The organism is Methylobacterium sp. J-118 (genome assembly GCF_057836565.1).
The window spans coordinates 2867590-2884295 of record NZ_JBYQFA010000001.1; the positions used below are offsets into that span (position 1 = coordinate 2867590).

18 protein-coding genes are annotated in these 16706 nt (G+C 72.1%); 5 read left to right on the forward strand and 13 right to left on the reverse strand.

What is annotated here, in order from left to right:
• Positions 1-23: 23 nt before the first annotated feature.
• Positions 24-734: a tetratricopeptide repeat protein gene (locus AC3IF3_RS13830; RefSeq protein WP_489220331.1), complete on the reverse strand. Its 711-nt coding sequence runs from the start codon at positions 732-734 to the stop codon at positions 24-26.
• Between the two features lie 95 nt (positions 735-829).
• Positions 830-1438 carry an NnrU family protein gene (locus AC3IF3_RS13835; RefSeq protein ID WP_489229234.1) on the reverse strand — a complete coding sequence of 203 codons (609 nt, stop codon included), beginning with the start codon at positions 1436-1438 and terminating at the stop codon, positions 830-832.
• Positions 1439-1535: 97 nt separating this feature from the next.
• On the opposite strand from AC3IF3_RS13835, the gene AC3IF3_RS13840 reads away from it, so the two are divergent.
• Positions 1536-2966: a hypothetical protein gene (locus AC3IF3_RS13840; RefSeq protein WP_489229235.1), complete on the forward strand. Its 1431-nt coding sequence runs from the start codon at positions 1536-1538 to the stop codon at positions 2964-2966.
• A 55-nt stretch (positions 2967-3021) separates the two neighbouring features.
• A complete protein-coding gene (locus AC3IF3_RS13845) occupies positions 3022-3654 on the forward strand; it encodes a pyridoxamine 5'-phosphate oxidase family protein (protein WP_489229236.1) in 633 nt (210 codons plus the stop codon).
• Here the strand turns inward: AC3IF3_RS13845 and AC3IF3_RS13850 are convergent.
• Positions 3648-3860, reverse strand: a complete 213-nt coding sequence (locus AC3IF3_RS13850; protein ID WP_243969068.1) for a hypothetical protein — start codon at positions 3858-3860, stop codon at positions 3648-3650. The two genes, AC3IF3_RS13845 and AC3IF3_RS13850, sit on opposite strands and share 7 nt — an antisense overlap.
• Before the next feature lie 134 nt (positions 3861-3994).
• Here AC3IF3_RS13850 and AC3IF3_RS13855 point away from each other — a divergent pair, with 134 nt between their 5' ends.
• Entirely contained in the window at positions 3995-4297 is a 303-nt protein-coding gene (locus AC3IF3_RS13855; RefSeq protein WP_489229238.1) for a hypothetical protein, read from the forward strand.
• The gene (locus AC3IF3_RS13860; protein ID WP_243969064.1) at positions 4294-4554 is read left to right on the forward strand and encodes a hypothetical protein; all 261 of its coding nucleotides are present in this window, start codon (positions 4294-4296) and stop codon (positions 4552-4554) included. Before AC3IF3_RS13855 ends, AC3IF3_RS13860 begins: the two co-directional genes overlap by 4 nt.
• Positions 4555-4608: 54 nt before the next feature.
• Here the strand turns inward: AC3IF3_RS13860 and AC3IF3_RS13865 are convergent, their stop codons facing one another.
• The 3 genes from AC3IF3_RS13865 to AC3IF3_RS13875 all read right to left on the reverse strand — a co-directional run bounded on the left by AC3IF3_RS13865 (position 4609) and on the right by AC3IF3_RS13875 (position 8604).
• On the reverse strand, positions 4609-5283 hold the full coding sequence (locus AC3IF3_RS13865) for an SOS response-associated peptidase (RefSeq protein ID WP_489229240.1): 675 nt from the start codon (positions 5281-5283) through the stop codon (positions 4609-4611).
• A gap of 113 nt (positions 5284-5396) precedes the next feature.
• The gene (locus tag AC3IF3_RS13870) at positions 5397-6875 is read right to left on the reverse strand and encodes a methyl-accepting chemotaxis protein (protein WP_489229241.1); all 1479 of its coding nucleotides are present in this window, start codon (positions 6873-6875) and stop codon (positions 5397-5399) included.
• A gap of 556 nt (positions 6876-7431) precedes the next feature.
• Complete coding sequence (locus tag AC3IF3_RS13875) at positions 7432-8604, reverse strand: zinc-dependent alcohol dehydrogenase (protein WP_489229242.1); 1173 nt, start codon at positions 8602-8604, stop codon at positions 7432-7434.
• Positions 8605-8887: 283 nt separating this feature from the next.
• Between AC3IF3_RS13875 and AC3IF3_RS13880 the strand changes: the two genes are divergently transcribed.
• Positions 8888-10000 carry an alkene reductase gene (locus tag AC3IF3_RS13880; RefSeq protein ID WP_489229243.1) on the forward strand — a complete coding sequence of 371 codons (1113 nt, stop codon included), beginning with the start codon at positions 8888-8890 and terminating at the stop codon, positions 9998-10000.
• A 172-nt stretch (positions 10001-10172) separates the two neighbouring features.
• Here the strand turns inward: AC3IF3_RS13880 and AC3IF3_RS13885 are convergent, their stop codons facing one another.
• The 7 genes from AC3IF3_RS13885 to AC3IF3_RS13915 form a co-directional block, all read right to left on the reverse strand.
• Positions 10173-11414 carry a cytochrome P450 gene (locus AC3IF3_RS13885; protein WP_489229244.1) on the reverse strand — a complete coding sequence of 414 codons (1242 nt, stop codon included), beginning with the start codon at positions 11412-11414 and terminating at the stop codon, positions 10173-10175.
• Positions 11407-12732 (reverse strand): NAD(P)/FAD-dependent oxidoreductase, encoded by a 1326-nt coding sequence (locus AC3IF3_RS13890; protein WP_489229245.1) that lies wholly within the window; start codon positions 12730-12732, stop codon positions 11407-11409. Before AC3IF3_RS13890 ends, AC3IF3_RS13885 begins: the two co-directional genes overlap by 8 nt.
• The gene (locus tag AC3IF3_RS13895) at positions 12729-12968 is read right to left on the reverse strand and encodes a ferredoxin (protein ID WP_489229246.1); all 240 of its coding nucleotides are present in this window, start codon (positions 12966-12968) and stop codon (positions 12729-12731) included. Before AC3IF3_RS13895 ends, AC3IF3_RS13890 begins: the two co-directional genes overlap by 4 nt.
• Entirely contained in the window at positions 12965-14293 is a 1329-nt protein-coding gene (locus AC3IF3_RS13900; protein ID WP_489229247.1) for a glycosyltransferase, read from the reverse strand. The genes AC3IF3_RS13895 and AC3IF3_RS13900 overlap by 4 nt, the downstream gene beginning before the upstream one ends.
• 243 nt (positions 14294-14536) lie before the next feature.
• Positions 14537-15169 carry a TPM domain-containing protein gene (locus AC3IF3_RS13905; protein WP_489229248.1) on the reverse strand — a complete coding sequence of 211 codons (633 nt, stop codon included), beginning with the start codon at positions 15167-15169 and terminating at the stop codon, positions 14537-14539.
• Positions 15159-15932 carry a TPM domain-containing protein gene (locus AC3IF3_RS13910; protein WP_489220333.1) on the reverse strand — a complete coding sequence of 258 codons (774 nt, stop codon included), beginning with the start codon at positions 15930-15932 and terminating at the stop codon, positions 15159-15161. The genes AC3IF3_RS13905 and AC3IF3_RS13910 overlap by 11 nt, the downstream gene beginning before the upstream one ends.
• A 33-nt stretch (positions 15933-15965) precedes the next feature.
• Entirely contained in the window at positions 15966-16529 is a 564-nt protein-coding gene (locus AC3IF3_RS13915; protein ID WP_409564817.1) for a LemA family protein, read from the reverse strand.
• Positions 16530-16706 lie beyond the last annotated feature (177 nt).

Genomic DNA, 16706 nt, shown 5'->3' on the forward strand with positions numbered 1-16706 from the left:
TGTGTCTCGAAGTCCGAAGCGAATCAGCGTGTGATCGGCGGGGGCGGGGCGGCGGGTTCGGGCTTGGCCTCGGTCACCGTGACGGGGCCGCCGGCGACGATCGCCGCGTAGACCTCGATGCGCTCGCGCAAGTTCCGGGGGGTGTCGGGATCGGCCACGATCTGGTCGAACCAGCGCCCGGCCTCCTCGTAGTCGCCCTTCTTCAGGGCGGCGAGGCCCAGCATCTCGCGGGCGGTGTGGCGGAACGGGGTGCCGGCGGCCAAGCCCTGCAGGTTGGCGAGCGCCGGATCCGGGTTCGGCCCGTCGAGGCGCAGCAGCGCGGCGCGCAGGCGCGCCAGGTCGCGCAGGCCGTCGCCGAGGCCGGTATCGCCGGCGAGCGTGTCGAATTCCGCGGCCCCCGCAGCCGGGTCCCGCTTGCTGGTCTCGGCCGCCGCGCGGAACCGGGCGAGGAGGCGGTAGCCCGCAGGGCCCTGCGCCTCCAGGGCGTCGAAGGCCTTGTCGGCGTCGGCGACTTTGCCGTCCCGGGCCAGGCGGTTGGCGTCGTCGAACTGCACCGAGGCGGTCTCGGCGGCCACGCGCTGCTGATTCTGCCAGTAGCGCCAGCCGGCGACGCCCGCCACCACGAGCACGGCGAGCGCGATGATCACGCCGCTGTAGCGCTTCCAGATCTGGAGGATCCGGTCGCGGCGGTAATCCTCGTCGACCTCGCGGAGGAACTCGTTGTTCTCGGCCATCATGTCCCGGCCCGCATGATTTCAGCGGGCCACCTCGTACCTCGATCGGGCCCCGCGCCTAACACACGGGGGCCGCGATGGCGACAGGGCGCGTCTCAGGCGGTCCCCGGCCAGACCGAAACGCCGATCAGCGGGTAGTGCAGGTAGCGGGCGAAGACGAACCAGGCGGCCGTGCCGATCACCAGGGCGAGGATGTCGTTGCGCCAGCCCATCGGGGCCGCGACGGCGCCGCCGTGCTGGGCCACCACCGCCCCGGGGGCCAGCGCCCGGCGCTTGGCGCTGATCCGGGCCGCCACCGCCCAGGCCAGGAAGCCGCCGAACAGGAGCATCGAGCCGAGGTCGCCGTTGGCGAGGAGGTGCGCGGTCGCCCAGATCTTCACGGCGAGGAGCATCGGGTGCTTGGCCTTCGCCCGGATATGGCCCGGCAGATATGCGGCGGCGAGGCAGATGAAGGCGAGCCAGACGAGGGTCAGGGCCAGGTGGCGCGTCCAGATCGGCGGGTCCCAGACCGGAATGTAGCCGGCGAGCCGGTAATCGTGGAAGCCGATCCCGACCAGCACCAGCCCCAGCAGCGACAGGGCGGTGTAGCCGAGCTTGTACCGGTTCTCGCCGATCCGGCCCACGATCGCGGCGCGCCGGTGGCGGGCCATCGAGAAGGCGTGCGTGCCCAGGAACAGCACGAGCCCGAGGATCAGAAGGAGCATGAGGAACTTTCGGACGGCGGCCGGACGGCAAGCACTCTGTAACGGTTCTCAAGCGAATCTCGGGCGCTTTGTCCAGGCGCGGCCGGGACGCACCCGGATGACCACCATGGGCTGGGCGTATCGGTTGACCAGGCGGGTGCTCACGGCGACGCCGCTTCTCCCGCCCCCTCCGGCGGGGGAGGGGACCCTGGGAAGCCGGGCGGGGCGGGACGAAGTCCCGCAAGAGGGGCCGCGCGGCGCGTCAGGGTTTCGCGCCTGTCGTGACCGCTCCGGCACCCGCGCTCCCCTCTCCCGACCCGGCCTGACGGCCGGCCCACCCGCCCCCGCAGAGAGGGGAGGGAGCCGGCTGCGTCCCGGCCTGCGCGCCGCGACGCTCCTGGCGGTCCCCCTGCTCCTGTCCCCGGCGGCCCGGGCCGCCTCCGAGCCGCCCCTGTCCGCCCTGACGCTGGTCGGGCCGCCGTCGCCGGTCTTCAAGGCCGGGCGCGATGCCTGCGACGGGGCCGATGTCCCGGATGCGCCGGCGCGCGCCTTTCGCGATGCGTCCGGTGCGGTGGCGCTCTACGGCCTGCACTACCGCAACCGGGCGCTCCGGGGCCCGGATCTCGGCCATCTCACGATCGACTGCACAGTGGTGCTCGATTCGGGCGAGAAGGCCGATCCGGCGGCCTATGACGACCGGTCCTGGATCACCGCGACCTGGACCGAGGATGGCACCCGCGTCGCCGCGCTCCTGCACCACGAATACCAGGCCAACGAGCATCCCGGCCGCTGCTCGGCCGGTTCCTACATGGCCTGCTGGTACAACACGATCACCGCCGCCGCTTCGACCGATGGCGGGCGCAGCTTCACGCGGCAGAGCCCGCCGGTGGTGGTGGCCGGCGCCCCGTTCCGGCAGGAGGTCGACCAGGGGCGGCACCGGGGCTTCTTCAACCCCTCGAACATCGTCGCGGACGGGCGCTGGCGCTATGTTATGGCTTCGACCACGGGCTGGACCCGCCCCGGCAGCGACCAGGAGGCGGGCGTCTGCCTGTTCCGCAGCGACGATCCCGCCGACCCGACCCGCTGGCGCGCCTGGACCGGCACCGGCTTCACCGCCGCCTTCCCGGATCCCTACCGGGCGCCGGCGCCCAGGCCCGCCACCTGCCGGCCGGTGGGGCCGTTCCCGGGTCCGGTCGGGGCGGTGGTCCGCCACCGGGCCAGCGGCGCCTGGATCGCGGTCTTTATGGCCAAGGCCGGCGAAGGTTTCGCGCGCTCCGGCTTCTACTGGACCAGCTCCCGCGACCTGATCGCCTGGGACAGCCCGCGCCTGCTCGTCGCGGGCGCGACCCTCTACGACGATCCCTGCACGGCGACCGGGCCGCTGATCGCCTACCCGTCGCTCCTCGACCCGGATGCACGGGGGCGCAATTTCGACGATGTTGGCGACTCGGCGCTCCTGACCTATGCCAGCCTGCGGACCGAGGGCTGCACGATCACCTCCGACCGGGACCTGCTGCGCCGCCCGGTGGCGATCCGGGTCTGGCCCTGATCGCCCTTGACGCGGCCGCCCCTACCGGGCGAGTCGGGGGGGCGACGAGGTACCCATGGACGCCGAAACGCCCGATCCCTCCGCGACCTCCGATGCGACGGCGCTGCGCGCGCAGTTCGGCGCCGTCGGGCCCCTGGCGGCCCGCAAGGTGCTCGACCATCTCGACGCCTACGCCCGGCGGTTCATCGCCCTGTCGCCGTTCGTGGTGGTGGCGAGCGCCGATGCCGCGGGCAACGTCGATGCCAGCCCCCGGGGCGACGCGCCGGGCTTCGTGGCCGTCCCGGACCCGCGCACCCTGGTGATCCCGGACCGGCGCGGCAACAACCGGATCGACACGTTCGTCAACCTGCTCGACAGCCCCGGGCTCGGGCTGATCTTCCTGGTGCCGGGGATCAACGAGACCCTGCGGGTGAACGGCACCGCCGCGATGACGCGCGATCCGGCGCTGCTCGAACCCCTGGCCGCCGCGGGCAAGGTCCCGGCGGCGGGACTCGTAGTGCAGGTGCGGGAGGCGTTCTTCCACTGCGGCAAGGCGATGATCCGCGCCGGCCTGTGGGATCCGGCGCGCCACGTCGCGCGCAGCACCTTCCCGAGCCTCGGCCGCATCCTCGCCGAGCAGACGGCGGCCGCGGAGGTCGCGGATGCGGAGGCGTCGATCGCCGAGGCCTACCGGACGCGGCTCTACTGACTGGGACCCATGGCGGCCGCCAGGGACGGCATGGCCCGGCCGCCCGGAACGCCGATCCGCTGGCAGACCACGGTGCCCAGGGCCACGCTCAGCATCAGCGCGGTGGCCGAGAGCATCAGAGTGGTGGCGCGGGCATAGGCGCGCCCCACGTGGATCAGCAGGCAACCGAAGGCGAAGATCGCGATGGCCGGGAACAGGTGCGACACGGCGGCGTCCTCTCGGGCGGATGGATGGGTGGTCCGGGCCGGCCGGGATCGGGCTTCACCGTCGTCCGGTTAACGTGAAAACCCGGTTAACGTCGGGTATACGGGGTCTCCCACCGGCCGTGAGAGGGTCGCACATGCGCGCATCGAGGGTGCTTGAGACGACGAGCGGGCAGCCGGGCGCCCCGCTCGCCCGCGATGCGGCGGTGCTCGGCGCCGGCGCCGTCGGGGCCGGGGCGGTGGGCGCCTCGGCGATCGGCGCGCTGGCCCTCGGGGTGGTGGCCTTCGGCGCGGTGGCGCTCGGGGCCTTCGCCATCGGCCGTCTCTCCGTGGGCCGCGCCCGGATCGGCGCCCTGGAGATCGGGTCGCTGGAGATCGACAGGCTCACGGTCCGGTCGCTGCGCCTGCCGGAGCGGGATCGCGGAGGGGAGCCGCTATGACCGAGACGAAGCCGCCCTTCCGCCCCGCCGACGCGGTGGACATCCTCGGCGAGGTGGAGGGCGATTTCGTCCTGCCGCTCTGCCTGCCCCAGCCCAACCTGCTGATCGGCGAGGATCTCGCCGTGGTCGTGCTCGACACGATCCACGGCCAGCGGGTCGGCCTGCCCCTCAGTCCACAGGGCGCGGCGGACCTCCACACGGTGCTGGGCGAGGCCATCCGCCTGCTGCAGGGACGGCACGGCGACCCGGTTCAGTGACGGCCGCGGCCGCCACGGGCCGTGCGGGCGGGTGAGGGCCGGGTCGACCGCGGTTCAGGGCGCGTCCTCCGCCTCCGGGTCGGGCCCGTCCGACCGCGCCCCCCGGGCCACCTCCCGCAACTCCGGATCCGGCAGCGGGCGCTGCAGGCGGAGCGCCTCCGCGGCCGGCGCTTCGAGCCAGGTCGCCCATTCCTCCGGTGTCGTGAGCAGGACCGGCATCGCCTTGGGATGAACCGGTCCGACGACGCCGTTGGCCTCCGTGGTCAGGAAGGCGAACAGCGTGTGCTCCGCCTCGACCCGGTCCGGGTTCTCGCGCTTCGTCCCGCGGATGCCGGTCCAGGGCCGCCAGATCCCCGCGAAGGCGAAGAGCGGCCGGTCCGCCCCGAGGGCGAACCAGACCGGCGTCTTGCGCGGCTTGGTGTCGGCATATTCGCTGAAGGCGGTGGCCGGCACGAGGCAGCGATGGCCGGCCCCCAGCCAGGGCCGCCAATGCGGGCTCCCGACGTTGCGCACGTTGGTGACCAGGGGCTCGCCGAACGCCTTCGGACCGGGCATGCCCCAGCGCAGCATCGCGAGGGTCCGTCCGGCCTCGCCGGTCCGGACGACCGGCGCCATCTGGTCGGGGAAGATCGCCGGCAGCGGCGGCAGGTTGCCGGTGCGGTCCTGCGCGATTCCGAGGGCGCGGCGCAGCGCCGCCGGTCCGGTGCGCAGGCTGTAGAGATTGCACATGGCGCGTCCCGCCGGTCCGGACCGCGGCCCGGCCTTGGCCGCGCCCGGAATCCCGCGCCCTTGTCGGCGTGGGGCGTGGGTCCGTCAACGGTGCGCCGCGCCCGCGCGTCCGGTTACGCCAGGCTCTGGGCGGCGGTGCGCAGCTTCTGCGTGGCCTGGTCCGCCTCCCGGGCCGAATGGGCGATGGCGCCGAGGCCGCTGGCGATCGCGCCGACCCCCTGCGCGGCCGTCTGCATGTTCGCCGACATCGCGCGCGTGACCGCGGATTGCTCCTCGACGGCCGATGAAATCGCCCCCGCCACCGCGTTCAGCCGCACGATCGTGGCCTGGATCGTGCCGATCGCCGTCACGGCCTCCCGGGTGGCCTCCTGGGTCCCGGCGACCTGTGTCCCGATCTGCTCGGTCGCCCGGGCCGTCTGGTCGGCCAGGGCCTTGACCTCCGCGGCGACCACCGCGAAGCCCCGTCCCGCATCCCCCGCGCGGGCGGCCTCGATGGTGGCGTTGAGGGCCAGGAGGTTCGTCTGCGCCGCGATGCTCTGGATCAACGCCAGGACCTCGCCGATCTGCGTGGCCGCCGCGCTGAGGCCGCCGATGATCGTCTGCGTGTTCCTGGCCTGATCGACGGCCCGGCCGGAGATCTCGGACGCCTGCGCAACCTGGCTGCTGATCTCGGTGACCGAGGTGGCGAGCTGCTCGGCCCCGGACGCGACCGCCTGGATCTCGCTGCCGACCTCCGTCGCGGCGCCTGCCGCCTGTCCGGCCTGCTGCGAGACGTTCGCGGAGGCCTCCGCGATGGCGTTCAGGTCGCGGGCGATGACACCCTGCAACTCGGCGCGGCGGTCGCGGTCTTGCGCCAGGGCGGTGACGTCGGTGGCGAACTTGACGATCTTGAGGAGGCGTCCGTCCCGGTCGAAGATCGGATTGTACGAGCCCTGGATGTGGACGATGTGCCCGTCCTTGGCGACGCGCCGGAACTCGGCCAGCTCGTAGTGGCCGCTGGCCAGGCGGCTCCAGAAGGTCCGGTAGGCGGCACCGTCGCGCTCGGTCGCCTCGATGAACAGGCTGTGGCGGTGGCCCACGATCTCCTCCAGCCGGTAGCCCATCACGGTGAGGAAGTTGTCGTTCGCGGTGAGGATCGTCCCGTCGACCCCGAACTCGATCACGGCCTGCGACCGGTTGATGGCGTTGATCTGACCCTCATAGGCGATCGTGCGTATCACCTGCTCGGTGACGTCGCTGGCGAACTTGACGATCCGGACCGGCTTGCCGCCGCGGCCGAGGACCGGGTTGTAGGTGGCCTGCAGCCAGACCTCGCGGCCGTCCTTCCCGATACGCTTGAACGCGCCCGCCTGGAACACGCCGCCCCGCAGCGCCGACCAGAACTCCCGATACGCCGCGCTGTCGCGATAGGTCGGATCGACCAGGCGCTCGTGCTTCTGGCCGCGGATCTCCTCGATCCGGTAGTTGAGCGCGTCGCAGAAGTTTTTGTTGGCCGTCAGGATCGTCCCGTCGACCCCGAACTCGATCACGGCCTGAGACCGGTCCAAGGCGTCGAGCTTCGAGGCCGTCCACCGATCAGAAAAAATCGCCATTTGACAGTGCGCTCCCCCGCTTGGTGGCTGTCGCTTGCTTGCCGAATGTCTACGAACCAGACGGAACGGCTGCCCTCTTACGTCGTTTTTGTTCTTCTGGGTACAAGATTTTCTATCGCTTTTGTTCGCTTTTAAATAGATCGCGGGCGATTGATCGCAAAAAATGAAGGCGTTGTTTTACTTATTATTTGATTTTGAGGAGAGTTTCCTCATTTTAGAAATGCAAATCTGTCTATATAATTTGTAACCGCTGGTTAAAGTGTCCGGTGGGCTGGGGCCTGTCTTCGAACACCGGAGATCAGATCTGTGCCGATTGCAGATCGAGGATCGCTGCGGCCCACCGATCGGACCGCTGCCGGACGCGCCCAGGCCGGCACCGTCAGGGCGATGCCGCCGGGTCTCGCGCGTCGCGGAAAAGGGGTGCAACCGCTGTCCCGCGCCCATGTGCCGGGGCCGGTGATCCGCCGCCCGGAGCGCACCCGCCGGGGGGCACGCGACGGAACGCGGACCGACGGCCGTTCCCGGTCGCGATGCGATCGGGAACGGCACCGGCGCCTCAGAGGTGGAACACGACCTTCACACAGCCATCCGTCTTGTCCCGGAAGGCCTTGTAGAGGTCCGGCCCGTCCGCGAGGTCGTGGGAGCGGTGGGTGATCAGGCTGGTCATGTCGATCTTGCCCTCCTGGATCAGCTTGGTCAGCGGCTCGAGGTAGCGCTTCACGTGGGTCTGGCCGCTCTTCAGGGTCAGGCCCTTCTGCACGATCGAGCCCATGTTGACCGGGATCGGGCCGCCGTAGACGCCCGGCACCGAGACGATCCCGCAGGGCCGGACCGCCTTGATCGCGTCGGCGAGGGCATAGGGCCGCTCGGTGGCGGTCAGCGTCTCCTGGACGGCGGAGAGCATGCCGGTGAGGCCGCCATGGCCGCCGCTCGCCTCCATGCCGACGCAGTCGATCACGCCGTCGGCGCCCTGGCCCTTGGTGATCTCCTTGATGCGCTCGAACACGTCCTCGTTCATGAAGTCGATGATGTCGGTGGCCCCGGCCTTCCGGGCCAGCGCGAGGCGCTCCGGCACCGTGTCGATGGCGATGATGCGCTCGGCCCCCATGATCTTGGCCGACTGGATCGCGAACAGGCCGACCGGCCCGGCGCCCCAGATCGCGATGGTCTCGCCGCCCTGGATCTCGCAATGCTCGGCGCCCTGCCAGCCGGTGGGCAGGATGTCGGTGAGGAACAGGACCGACTCATCGTCCATGCCGTCCGGCACCTTCATCGGCGCCACGTCGGCCATGGGCACGCGCACATACTCGGCCTGGCCGCCCGCATAGCCGCCGGTGAGGTGCGAGTAGCCGAACAGCCCGGCCGTCGTGTAGCCGAACTGCGCCGCGGCCATCTCGGCGTTGCGGTTCGAGCGCTCGCACACTGAGAAGTTGCCGAGCTTACACTGCCGGCATTCGCCACAGTTGATGTTGAACGGCACGACGATCCGGTCGCCCTTCTTGAACATGGTGAAGCCCTGACCGACCTCGACGACCTCGCCCATGAACTCATGGCCGAGCACGTCGCCGCTCTTCATGGTCGGCATGAGCCCGTCCATCAGGTGGAGGTCGGAGCCGCAGATCGAGCAGCTCGTGACCTTGATGATCACGTCGCGGGGATCCTCGATGACCGGATCCGGGACCGTGTCGCAGCGGATGTCGTTTCGGCCGTGCCAGCACAGTGCCTTCATGGCGAGGAGCTCCAGATGGGATCGGGGTGAGGGCCGCGCGCGGCCGTCTCGGAGGGTAAGCCCCGTCTGGTACGGCCAAGTTCCGATGCAGCGGCGCTTCGTCCCGATGCGGGCCGGCACGCCGCAGCCGCGCGCCCAGGCGGAACCCGCACCCGGTCCACACCGGTTGTCAGCCTGGCGGCAGGGTTCTCCGTCCCTTCGTCAGAATGCGGGGCGGTCCCTAGTGCCGTCCTCGGGCGCGCGCGCCGCCGCCCATATCGCCGAGCCCTTTTTGCGAGTTCCTATGCCGAACAGCCCGATCCTCCAGCCCGTCACCATCGGTGGCCTGAGCCTCAAGAACCGCGTCGTGATGGCGCCTCTGACCCGCAGCCGCTCGAACGACGACGGCGTGCCCCCGGACTTCGCCGCCGATTATTACGGCCAGCGGGCGAGTGCCGGTCTGATCATCGCGGAGGCGACCAACATCTCGCCCCAGGCCGTGGGCTACGCGTACACGCCGGGGATCTGGTCCGATGCGCAGGTCGAGAGCTGGTCGCGGATCGTCCGGACGATCCACGCGAATGACGGGCTGATCTTCCTTCAGCTCTGGCATACCGGGCGGATCTCGCATCCCGACCTGCAGCCGGGCGGGAAGCCCCCGGTCTCGGCCTCGGCGATCCGGCCGGAGGGAACCGCCTTCACCCGCGAGGGCATGAAACCCCACGTGACGCCGCGCGCCCTCGAGACCGACGAGATCCCGGGCATCGTGGCGGATTACCGCCGGGCGGCCGAGAACGCCAAACGGGCCGGGTTCGACGGCGTCGAGATCCACTCGGCCAACAATTACCTGCTGGAGCAATTCGTCCGCGATTCGACCAACCGGCGGACCGACCGCTACGGCGGCTCCATCGAGAACCGCCTGCGCTTCCCGCTGGAAGTCGTCCAGGCGGTGACCGAGGTCTGGGGCGGGGGCGACCGTGTCGGCATCCGGATCTCGCCCGCCACGACCCAGCCCGGCGAGACGCCCCTCGATTCCGATCCGAACGCCACCTACGGGGCCTATATCGACGCGCTCAACGGGTTCGGGCTCCTCTACGTCCACGCGATCGAGGGCGTGACGCAGCAGACGCGCGACGCGCCGGAGGGCGTCGACCTCGCGGCCCTGCGCCGGCGGTTCAAGGGCGCCTATATCGGCAACAACGGGCTGACCCTCGATCTCGCCGAGAAGGAGTTGGCCGCCGGCCGGGCCGATCTGTTCAGCTTCGGCCGTTCCTACCTCGCCAATCCCGATCTCGTGGCGCGGTTCGCCACCGGCGCCCCCATCGCCGAGGCGCCGAAGGCCTATTGGTACGGCGGCGGGGCCAACGGCTATTCCGACTGGCCGGGCATGAACGGGCCGGTTTCGGTGCGGCGCTGAACACGCCGTACGCGGCGGAGAGGGTCATGGTTTACAGATGTTTCACGTGAAACCGTGGTCCTCACCAAATCTTCACGCCTGATCAGGGCCGGCCCGGCGTCCGCGCGCGCATCCGTCAGCGTGATGTGATCATTGGAGCCCACAGGGGCACGACCGCGCGCCGGACGCCGGCTCAGTCGATCCCGTCGATGCCGATATGGAGCTGCTCGGGGCCCCGCAGGGAGGCGCCGGGGCGGTAGGGCGGCGGATCGTGCATCAGCCGCGGGGCGACGAGGCGGCGGCTCAGGGCCACCAGGGCGATCTCCGCCTCGATCCGGGCGAGGGGCGCGCCGACGCAGTAATGCAGGCCGCCGCCGAAGCCGAAATGCTCGAGGTCCGGGCGGTCGGGATCGAAGCGGTCGGGGGCGTCGAAGCGGGCTGGATCGCGGTTGCCGGCGGCGAAGAGCAGGATGATCGGCGCGCCCTTCGGGATGGTCTCGCCCGCCAGCGTGATCGCGCCGAGGGCCTTGCGGGTCCGGAAATGCACCGGCGGCTCGAAGCGCAGCACCTCCTCGATCAGCCGCGGGGCGCGCTCGGGATCGGCGCGCAGCCGCGCCAGCTCCTCCGGATGGCGGAGCAGGGTCAGCATGGCGTTGGTGATCAGGTTCACGGTGGTCTCGTGGCCCGCGACCAGCAGCAGGATCGCGGTGGCGATCAGGTCGAAGTCGCTCATCGGCTTCCGTCCGCCCGGCCCGGGGGCGGCCAGCCCGCTCAGCATGTCGCCCGTGGGGCGGCGGCGCTTCTCCCGGATGAGGCCACGCATGTAATCCGAGATCGCGTCGAAGGCCGCCACCGTGTGCCGGCGGGTCTCGACGTCGCCGCGGGCGTCGGGCTCCAGGGCCGTGGCGAGCTGCGTCGCCCAGGTCTGGAACTGCGGCTCGTCGGATTCCGGCACCCCGAGCAAGTCGCAGATCACCGAGACGGGCAGCGGATAGGACAGGTCGTCCACGAGGCAGATCCGCTCGCGCCCCCGGCAGGCGTCGAGGAGCGCGTCCACCTCCCGGACCACGCGCGGGCGCAGGGCCTGGACCCGCGGAATGGTGAATTCCCGCATCACCGCCGCGCGCAGGGCGTCATGGTCCGGCGGATCGCGGAAGATCAGGGGCCGGTGCGCGCTGGCGATCCGGCTGCGGATCGGATTGAGGATCCAGTCGCGGATCGGATTGCCGGTGGGCGGGCGCCGGAACGGCGGCAGATCCTCGGAACTCAGCCGCGGATCGAAGATCAGGGCGCGGATCGCCGCGTGGCCGCTCACCACGTAGCTGCCGTCGCGCTGGCGGGCGACCGGCCGCTCCCGCAGACGGGCGTAGAGCGGATAGGGATCGGCCCGGTTGGCCGGGTCCGTCACGGCGGCGAACAGGGCGTCGTCAGGCATGGGCGGTCTCGGCCAGGGACGGTGCCGGGGCCGCCCGGCGCGGCGGCGGGAATCCGGGATCGGCCCGGGCGATGCGGGGCTGGTCGGTGGCGTCGGTGATCGGCGGGACGGGGCTGCCCGTCAGGATCGCCTCGGCGTAGGCGGGCAGCCACCGGGCCTGATCGAAGGACACGGCCGCGATGCTGCGCCCGCCCCGGCCGTAGACGGCGAGGAACCGCCGCGCGGCGAGCGAGCCCTGCACCACGGCCACCGTGTCCGCCCCCGCGGTCAGGCCGACCAGCTTGATGTTGATCCCGAACTGGCTCGACCAGAAGGCCGGCAGGTGCGCGTAGGGACGCTGGTCCCCGGGACCGGCCAGCATGTTGCGCGCGGCGTGGCTGGCCTGCGCGACGGCGTTGCCCCAATGCTCCACCGAGACCAGCCGGTCGCCGTAGAGCGGGATCGGCCAGCGGGCGACGTCGCCGGCCGCGTAGATGTCCGGGCAGGGCGTGCCGTCGGCGTCGCGGGCGCGGCAGGCCTCGTCGCAGGTGAGCCCTCCGGGATCGGCCATCAGCCCGGCGCCCCGGAGCCAGCCGGTCGCGCGGGTCGCCCCGAGGGCCGCGATGACGAGATCGGCCTCGATGGCGCTGCCATCCGCCAACCGGGCGCGGACGACCCGGCCCGACGCGTCGCCCTCGAAGGCCCGGACCTGCGTGCCGGGGCGGAACACGGCGCCCGCGTCGCGCAGGCGATCGGCGATCACGCCGCCGACAACAGTGCCGAGGGCGTTGGCCAGGGGCGTCGGATGGGGATCGACCAGGGTGACCGGGAGGCCGAGGTCGCGCAGGCACGAGGTCGCCTCGCACCCGATCAGCCCGCCGCCGACGACGAGCACCCGCCGCGGGCCGGCGACCAGGGCCGCCCGCAGGGCGCGGGCGTCGTCGCGGCCGCGCAGGGTGTGGATGCCGGTCAGGCCGCCCCCGGTCGCGGCCGGCCAGGGCCGGGCCTCGGCGCCGGTGGCCACGAGGAGCTTGTCGTAGGCCAGCACCGCACCATCGGCGAGGCGGACCGTGCGGGCCGCCCGGTCGAGGGCCACGGCCGCCGTCCCGAGCCGCCAGCGGGCCCGGAGGGCGGTCAGCTCCGGCAGGCGGGTCGCGCCCGCATCCAGCGCCCCGGCCAGCACGTGCTTCGACAGGGGCGGGCGGTCGTAGGGCCGGTGAGGCTCCGCGCCGACGAGGGTGAGCGGCCCGTCATAGCCGCCCCGCCGCAGGGCCTCCGCCCCGCGCAGGCCCGCCAGGGAGGCGCCCACCACGACGATGCCGGCGGGCTCTGGGCTCACGGCGCGTCTCCGTCATCGGGGCCGGCCTGGAGGCTGATGGCGCGGACCGGGCAGGCCTGGACCGCCCGCTCGATCGCGCCGCGCCGTTCGGCCGGCGGGGCGGGATCATAGAACAGGATCTCGTGGCCGTGGAGGCTGAAGGCCTCGGGGGCCGCGTAGCAGCACTGGGCGTAGCCCTGGCAGCGGTTGAGATCGACGACGACGCGCAGGGCCTCTGATTCGGCGGGGGTAGTCATGCCGACCGCGCCAGCGGCACCGCGACGCCGGTCCGGCCGCCGCGGACCGGCCCGGAGCGGGCGAGGTCGTCCACCGCCGTCAGGATGCCCGCCATGGCGTCCCGGGTCGCGAAGGCCGCCTGCAGGGCGCCGGCGCGCTGCCGGAATCGGGGCTCGGCGAGCACTTGGCCGACCGCGTCCCGCACTGCGTCCGGGCTCGGCGCGTTGGTGGCGAGGTTGAGGCCGACCCCGGACCAGCCGACCCGGGCGTTCACCTCCGCCTTGTCCTCGGTCAGCCCCGCGGACACGATCGGCACGCCGGCGGCCAGCGCCTGCGAAACGCTGCCGTAGCCGCCATTGGTCACGAGCACGCTCACCCGCGGCAGCAGATCCCGGAACGGCAGGAAGCGCGAGACCCGCGTGTTGGCCGGGATCGGCCCGCGCAGGGTCTCGACGGGCCGTCCGCCGGTGGTGGCCAGGACGAGGAGATCGTCCCGGTCGGCCAGGGCCGCGAGGGTCGGCTCGATGAGCTCGCCGAAATCCGCGTTGGCCAGCGTCCCCTGGGTCACCAGAACGACGGGTTTGGCCGCGGCGTTCGCCGCCTCCAGCTCCGGCCACCATTCCGGCAGCGGCGCGGGCGGGGCGGGCGGCTGCAGCAGCCCGATGAAGCGCAGACCCGGCGGCAGCGCACCGTAATCGTACTCGAAGCCCGGCACGGTGGGCTGGAGGAACAGGTCGGGCAGCACGACGATGGAATGGGGCAGCGAGGCGGGCAGCGGCGGCAGGCCGAGCCGCGCGAGCTGGCCGTCCGTGTAGGCGCGCACCGGGTTGGCGAAGGCCGCGTCCATCCCGGCCTTCAGGGCAGCGTAGCGGACCTGCTCGGCCTGGTCCCGGGCGGGGGGCAGGCCGAGGCCGACCGGGGCGTGGTCGGGCCGCTCCAGGAACAGGAAGCTGATATTGACGGTCACGATCGGCGGCCGGGGCGCCGTGTCGAGGAGCAGCGGCAGCACGCCGAGGAACATGCTGCCGGCCACGATCACGTCCGGCGCCTCGTCGGCGATCAGGCGGCGCAGCACCGCCGCCTGCCCGGGCATCGGATCGATGAAGCGCCGCTCGAATTCGCGCCGGTAACGCTCCGGACCGGCCGGCAGCGTGGTCTCCCGGAACGTGGCCGCGCCGTCATCCGCGTAGGCCGTGAAGCGCAGGCCCGCCGCCTCGACCTTCCCGCGGAAGGCTTCGTCGGTCAGCACCACGACATCGTCGCCGCGCGCCGCGACGGTGCGGCCGATGGCGAGCAGCGGATTCAGGTGGCCGGTGAGCGGCGTCGCGGCGATCAGGATCTTCATCGGGCTCTCCTCGAGCGCGGCCAGCCTTGCCGGCAGCGCTCTCTGTCGGGTCTCGGCGCCCCTGCGGGCGGGCGCCCCGGGGCACGAAGCCTCGAAGGGGAAATCGCCCGTGGTCTCACGTGGTTACGGCGCCGGAAACATTTTGTGCGGCGGCGCACAAAAGCGCGGCCGTCCCCCGGTGTCGCCGTGTCCCGCGGCCGGCCGCCACGAACCGTCGATAGCGCGAGCGCCGGCTGCGGCGCCTCAGGCGACCACGATCACCCGGTTCGGCAACTCGTCCGGATCGCCGGGACCGGCCGGCAGATGCTCCGCCAGGCAGGCCCCGATGGCCGCGATCGCCGCGGTCAGGGCGGCCTCGGTCGCGCCCTGGCCGAGGGCTCGGGTGAGATCGGCGAGGATGCAATCCCAGGTGGCCTGCGGGACGTGCCGGAGCACGCCCAGATCGGTGACGATCTCCGCGTGCCGCTCGGCCAGCGACAGGTAGAGCAGCACACCGGTGCGGGACCGGGTGCGGTTCAGGCCCCGGGACCGGAAGGCCCGGCGCGCCGCCTCCCGGGCGCGGTCGCCGCGCAGGCGGCGCGGCACCAGGGCGAGCCGCAGCCGCGCGTTCAGGCTCGCCAGGAGAACCGCGGCCACGAGGGCCGCCTGCGCCAGGCAGAGGGAGACCGCGCTCCAGGCCGTCAGTGCGATCAGCGGCCAGGGCAGGATCAGGGCCGCCACCAGGGTCGCCAGCAGGACGAGGGAGCGATAGGCGCCCGCCCGGGCGACCACCATCACGACGATCTCGCCGGACGTGCCGGCCTCGGCCCGCGCCACGGCCTGGGCGAGGCGGGCCTGCACCTCCGGCGTCAGCGCATCCGCGGGGCTACCAGTCACCGGAGGCTCCCCCGCCGCCCGACGAGCCGCCCCCGCCGGAGAAGCCGTCATCGACACCGCCCGAGCCGCCGCCGTCCGAGAAGCCGCCGCCCCACCCGCCCGAGCCGGAACCGGTCGGGATCACCACCACGCCGCCGCGCCCGGCCCGTCCGGCGATCCGGGTCATGCGCCAGGCGGCCACCACCACGATCAGGAGCAGCAGGATGAAGATCCCGACCTGCACGGGATCGACCTCGTCGGCGCGCACCTCCGGCTTGCGCTGCCACTCCTCGGCGTCCCCCGCCAGGATCGACAGGATCCCGTCGACGCCCGCGTCGAGGCCGCCGAAGTAATCGTCGGTCTTGAAGCGCGGCGTGATCGCGCCGGCGATGATCGTCCGGGACAGGGCGTCGGTGAGTGCGCCTTCGAGGCCGTAGCCGACCTCGATGCGGACCTTGCGCTCCTTCGGGGCCACCAGGAGCAGGACGCCGTTGTTGGTCTTGGCCTGCCCGAGCTTCCAGTCCCGGAACAGGCGGTTGGCGTAATCCTCGATCGTCGTGCCCTGGAGGCTCGGCACGGTCGCGACCACGACCTGGTCCGAAGTCCTGTCCGCGTGCGCCTTCAGCTTGGCGTCGAGGGCCTGGCGCTGGTCCGGCGTGAGGATGCCGGCCGCGTCGACCACGCGGCCGGTGAGCGGCGGAAAGGTCAGGTCGGCCGCCAGCGCCCCGACCGCATAGACCGCCAGGCAGGCGGCGATGACGGCGAGCGCGAGGGCGAGCCGCACCCGCGTCGGGATGCCTTGGCCCACGGACGGTCCCTAGAACTTCACGTTCGGCGGCCGGTCGGCGTTGGGCGTGGCCGTGAAGGTCTCCATCGGCTTGGCGTCCGGATAGAGGATGGCCGCGATCCAGCGGCCGGGAATCGTGCGCACCTCGGTGTTGTAGGCCTGGACGGCGGTGATGTAGTCGCGCCGGGCCACCGCGATGCGGTTCTCGGTGCCTTCGAGCTGCGATTGCAGGGCCAGGAAGTTCTGGTTCGATTTCAGGTCGGGATAGCGCTCCACGGTCACGAGCAGCCGCCCCAGCGCGCCGGAGAGCTGGTTCTGCGCGTCCTGGTAGTCCTTGAACTTCTGCGGGTCGCTGACCGTGGCGGCGTCGACCTTCACGCTCGACGCCTTGGCGCGCGCCTCGGTGACGCCGATCAGCACGTCCTTCTCCTGCTGGGCGTAGCCCTTCACGGTCTCGACGAGGTTGGGGATCAGGTCGGCCCGGCGCTGGTACTGGTTCTGCACCTCGCTCCAGGCGGATTTCGCCTGCTCCTGCAGGGTCGGCACCTGGTTGACCGCCCCGCAGCCGGACAGGCCGGCGGCCACCAGCAGCATCGCGATCACGCCGAGGAGGCGCGCCGCCGAGGAGGGCTGGCGCAGCGCGCCGGCCAAGGATGTCGTCGTCATTCCGTCCCCCGTTCGCCGGGCGAATCCCGGCCCGTCGATCACGGCATCGACAGATACCGATTCGAACCGCCGAGTCGATCCGCGGAGTCGATCCACCAAGGTAAG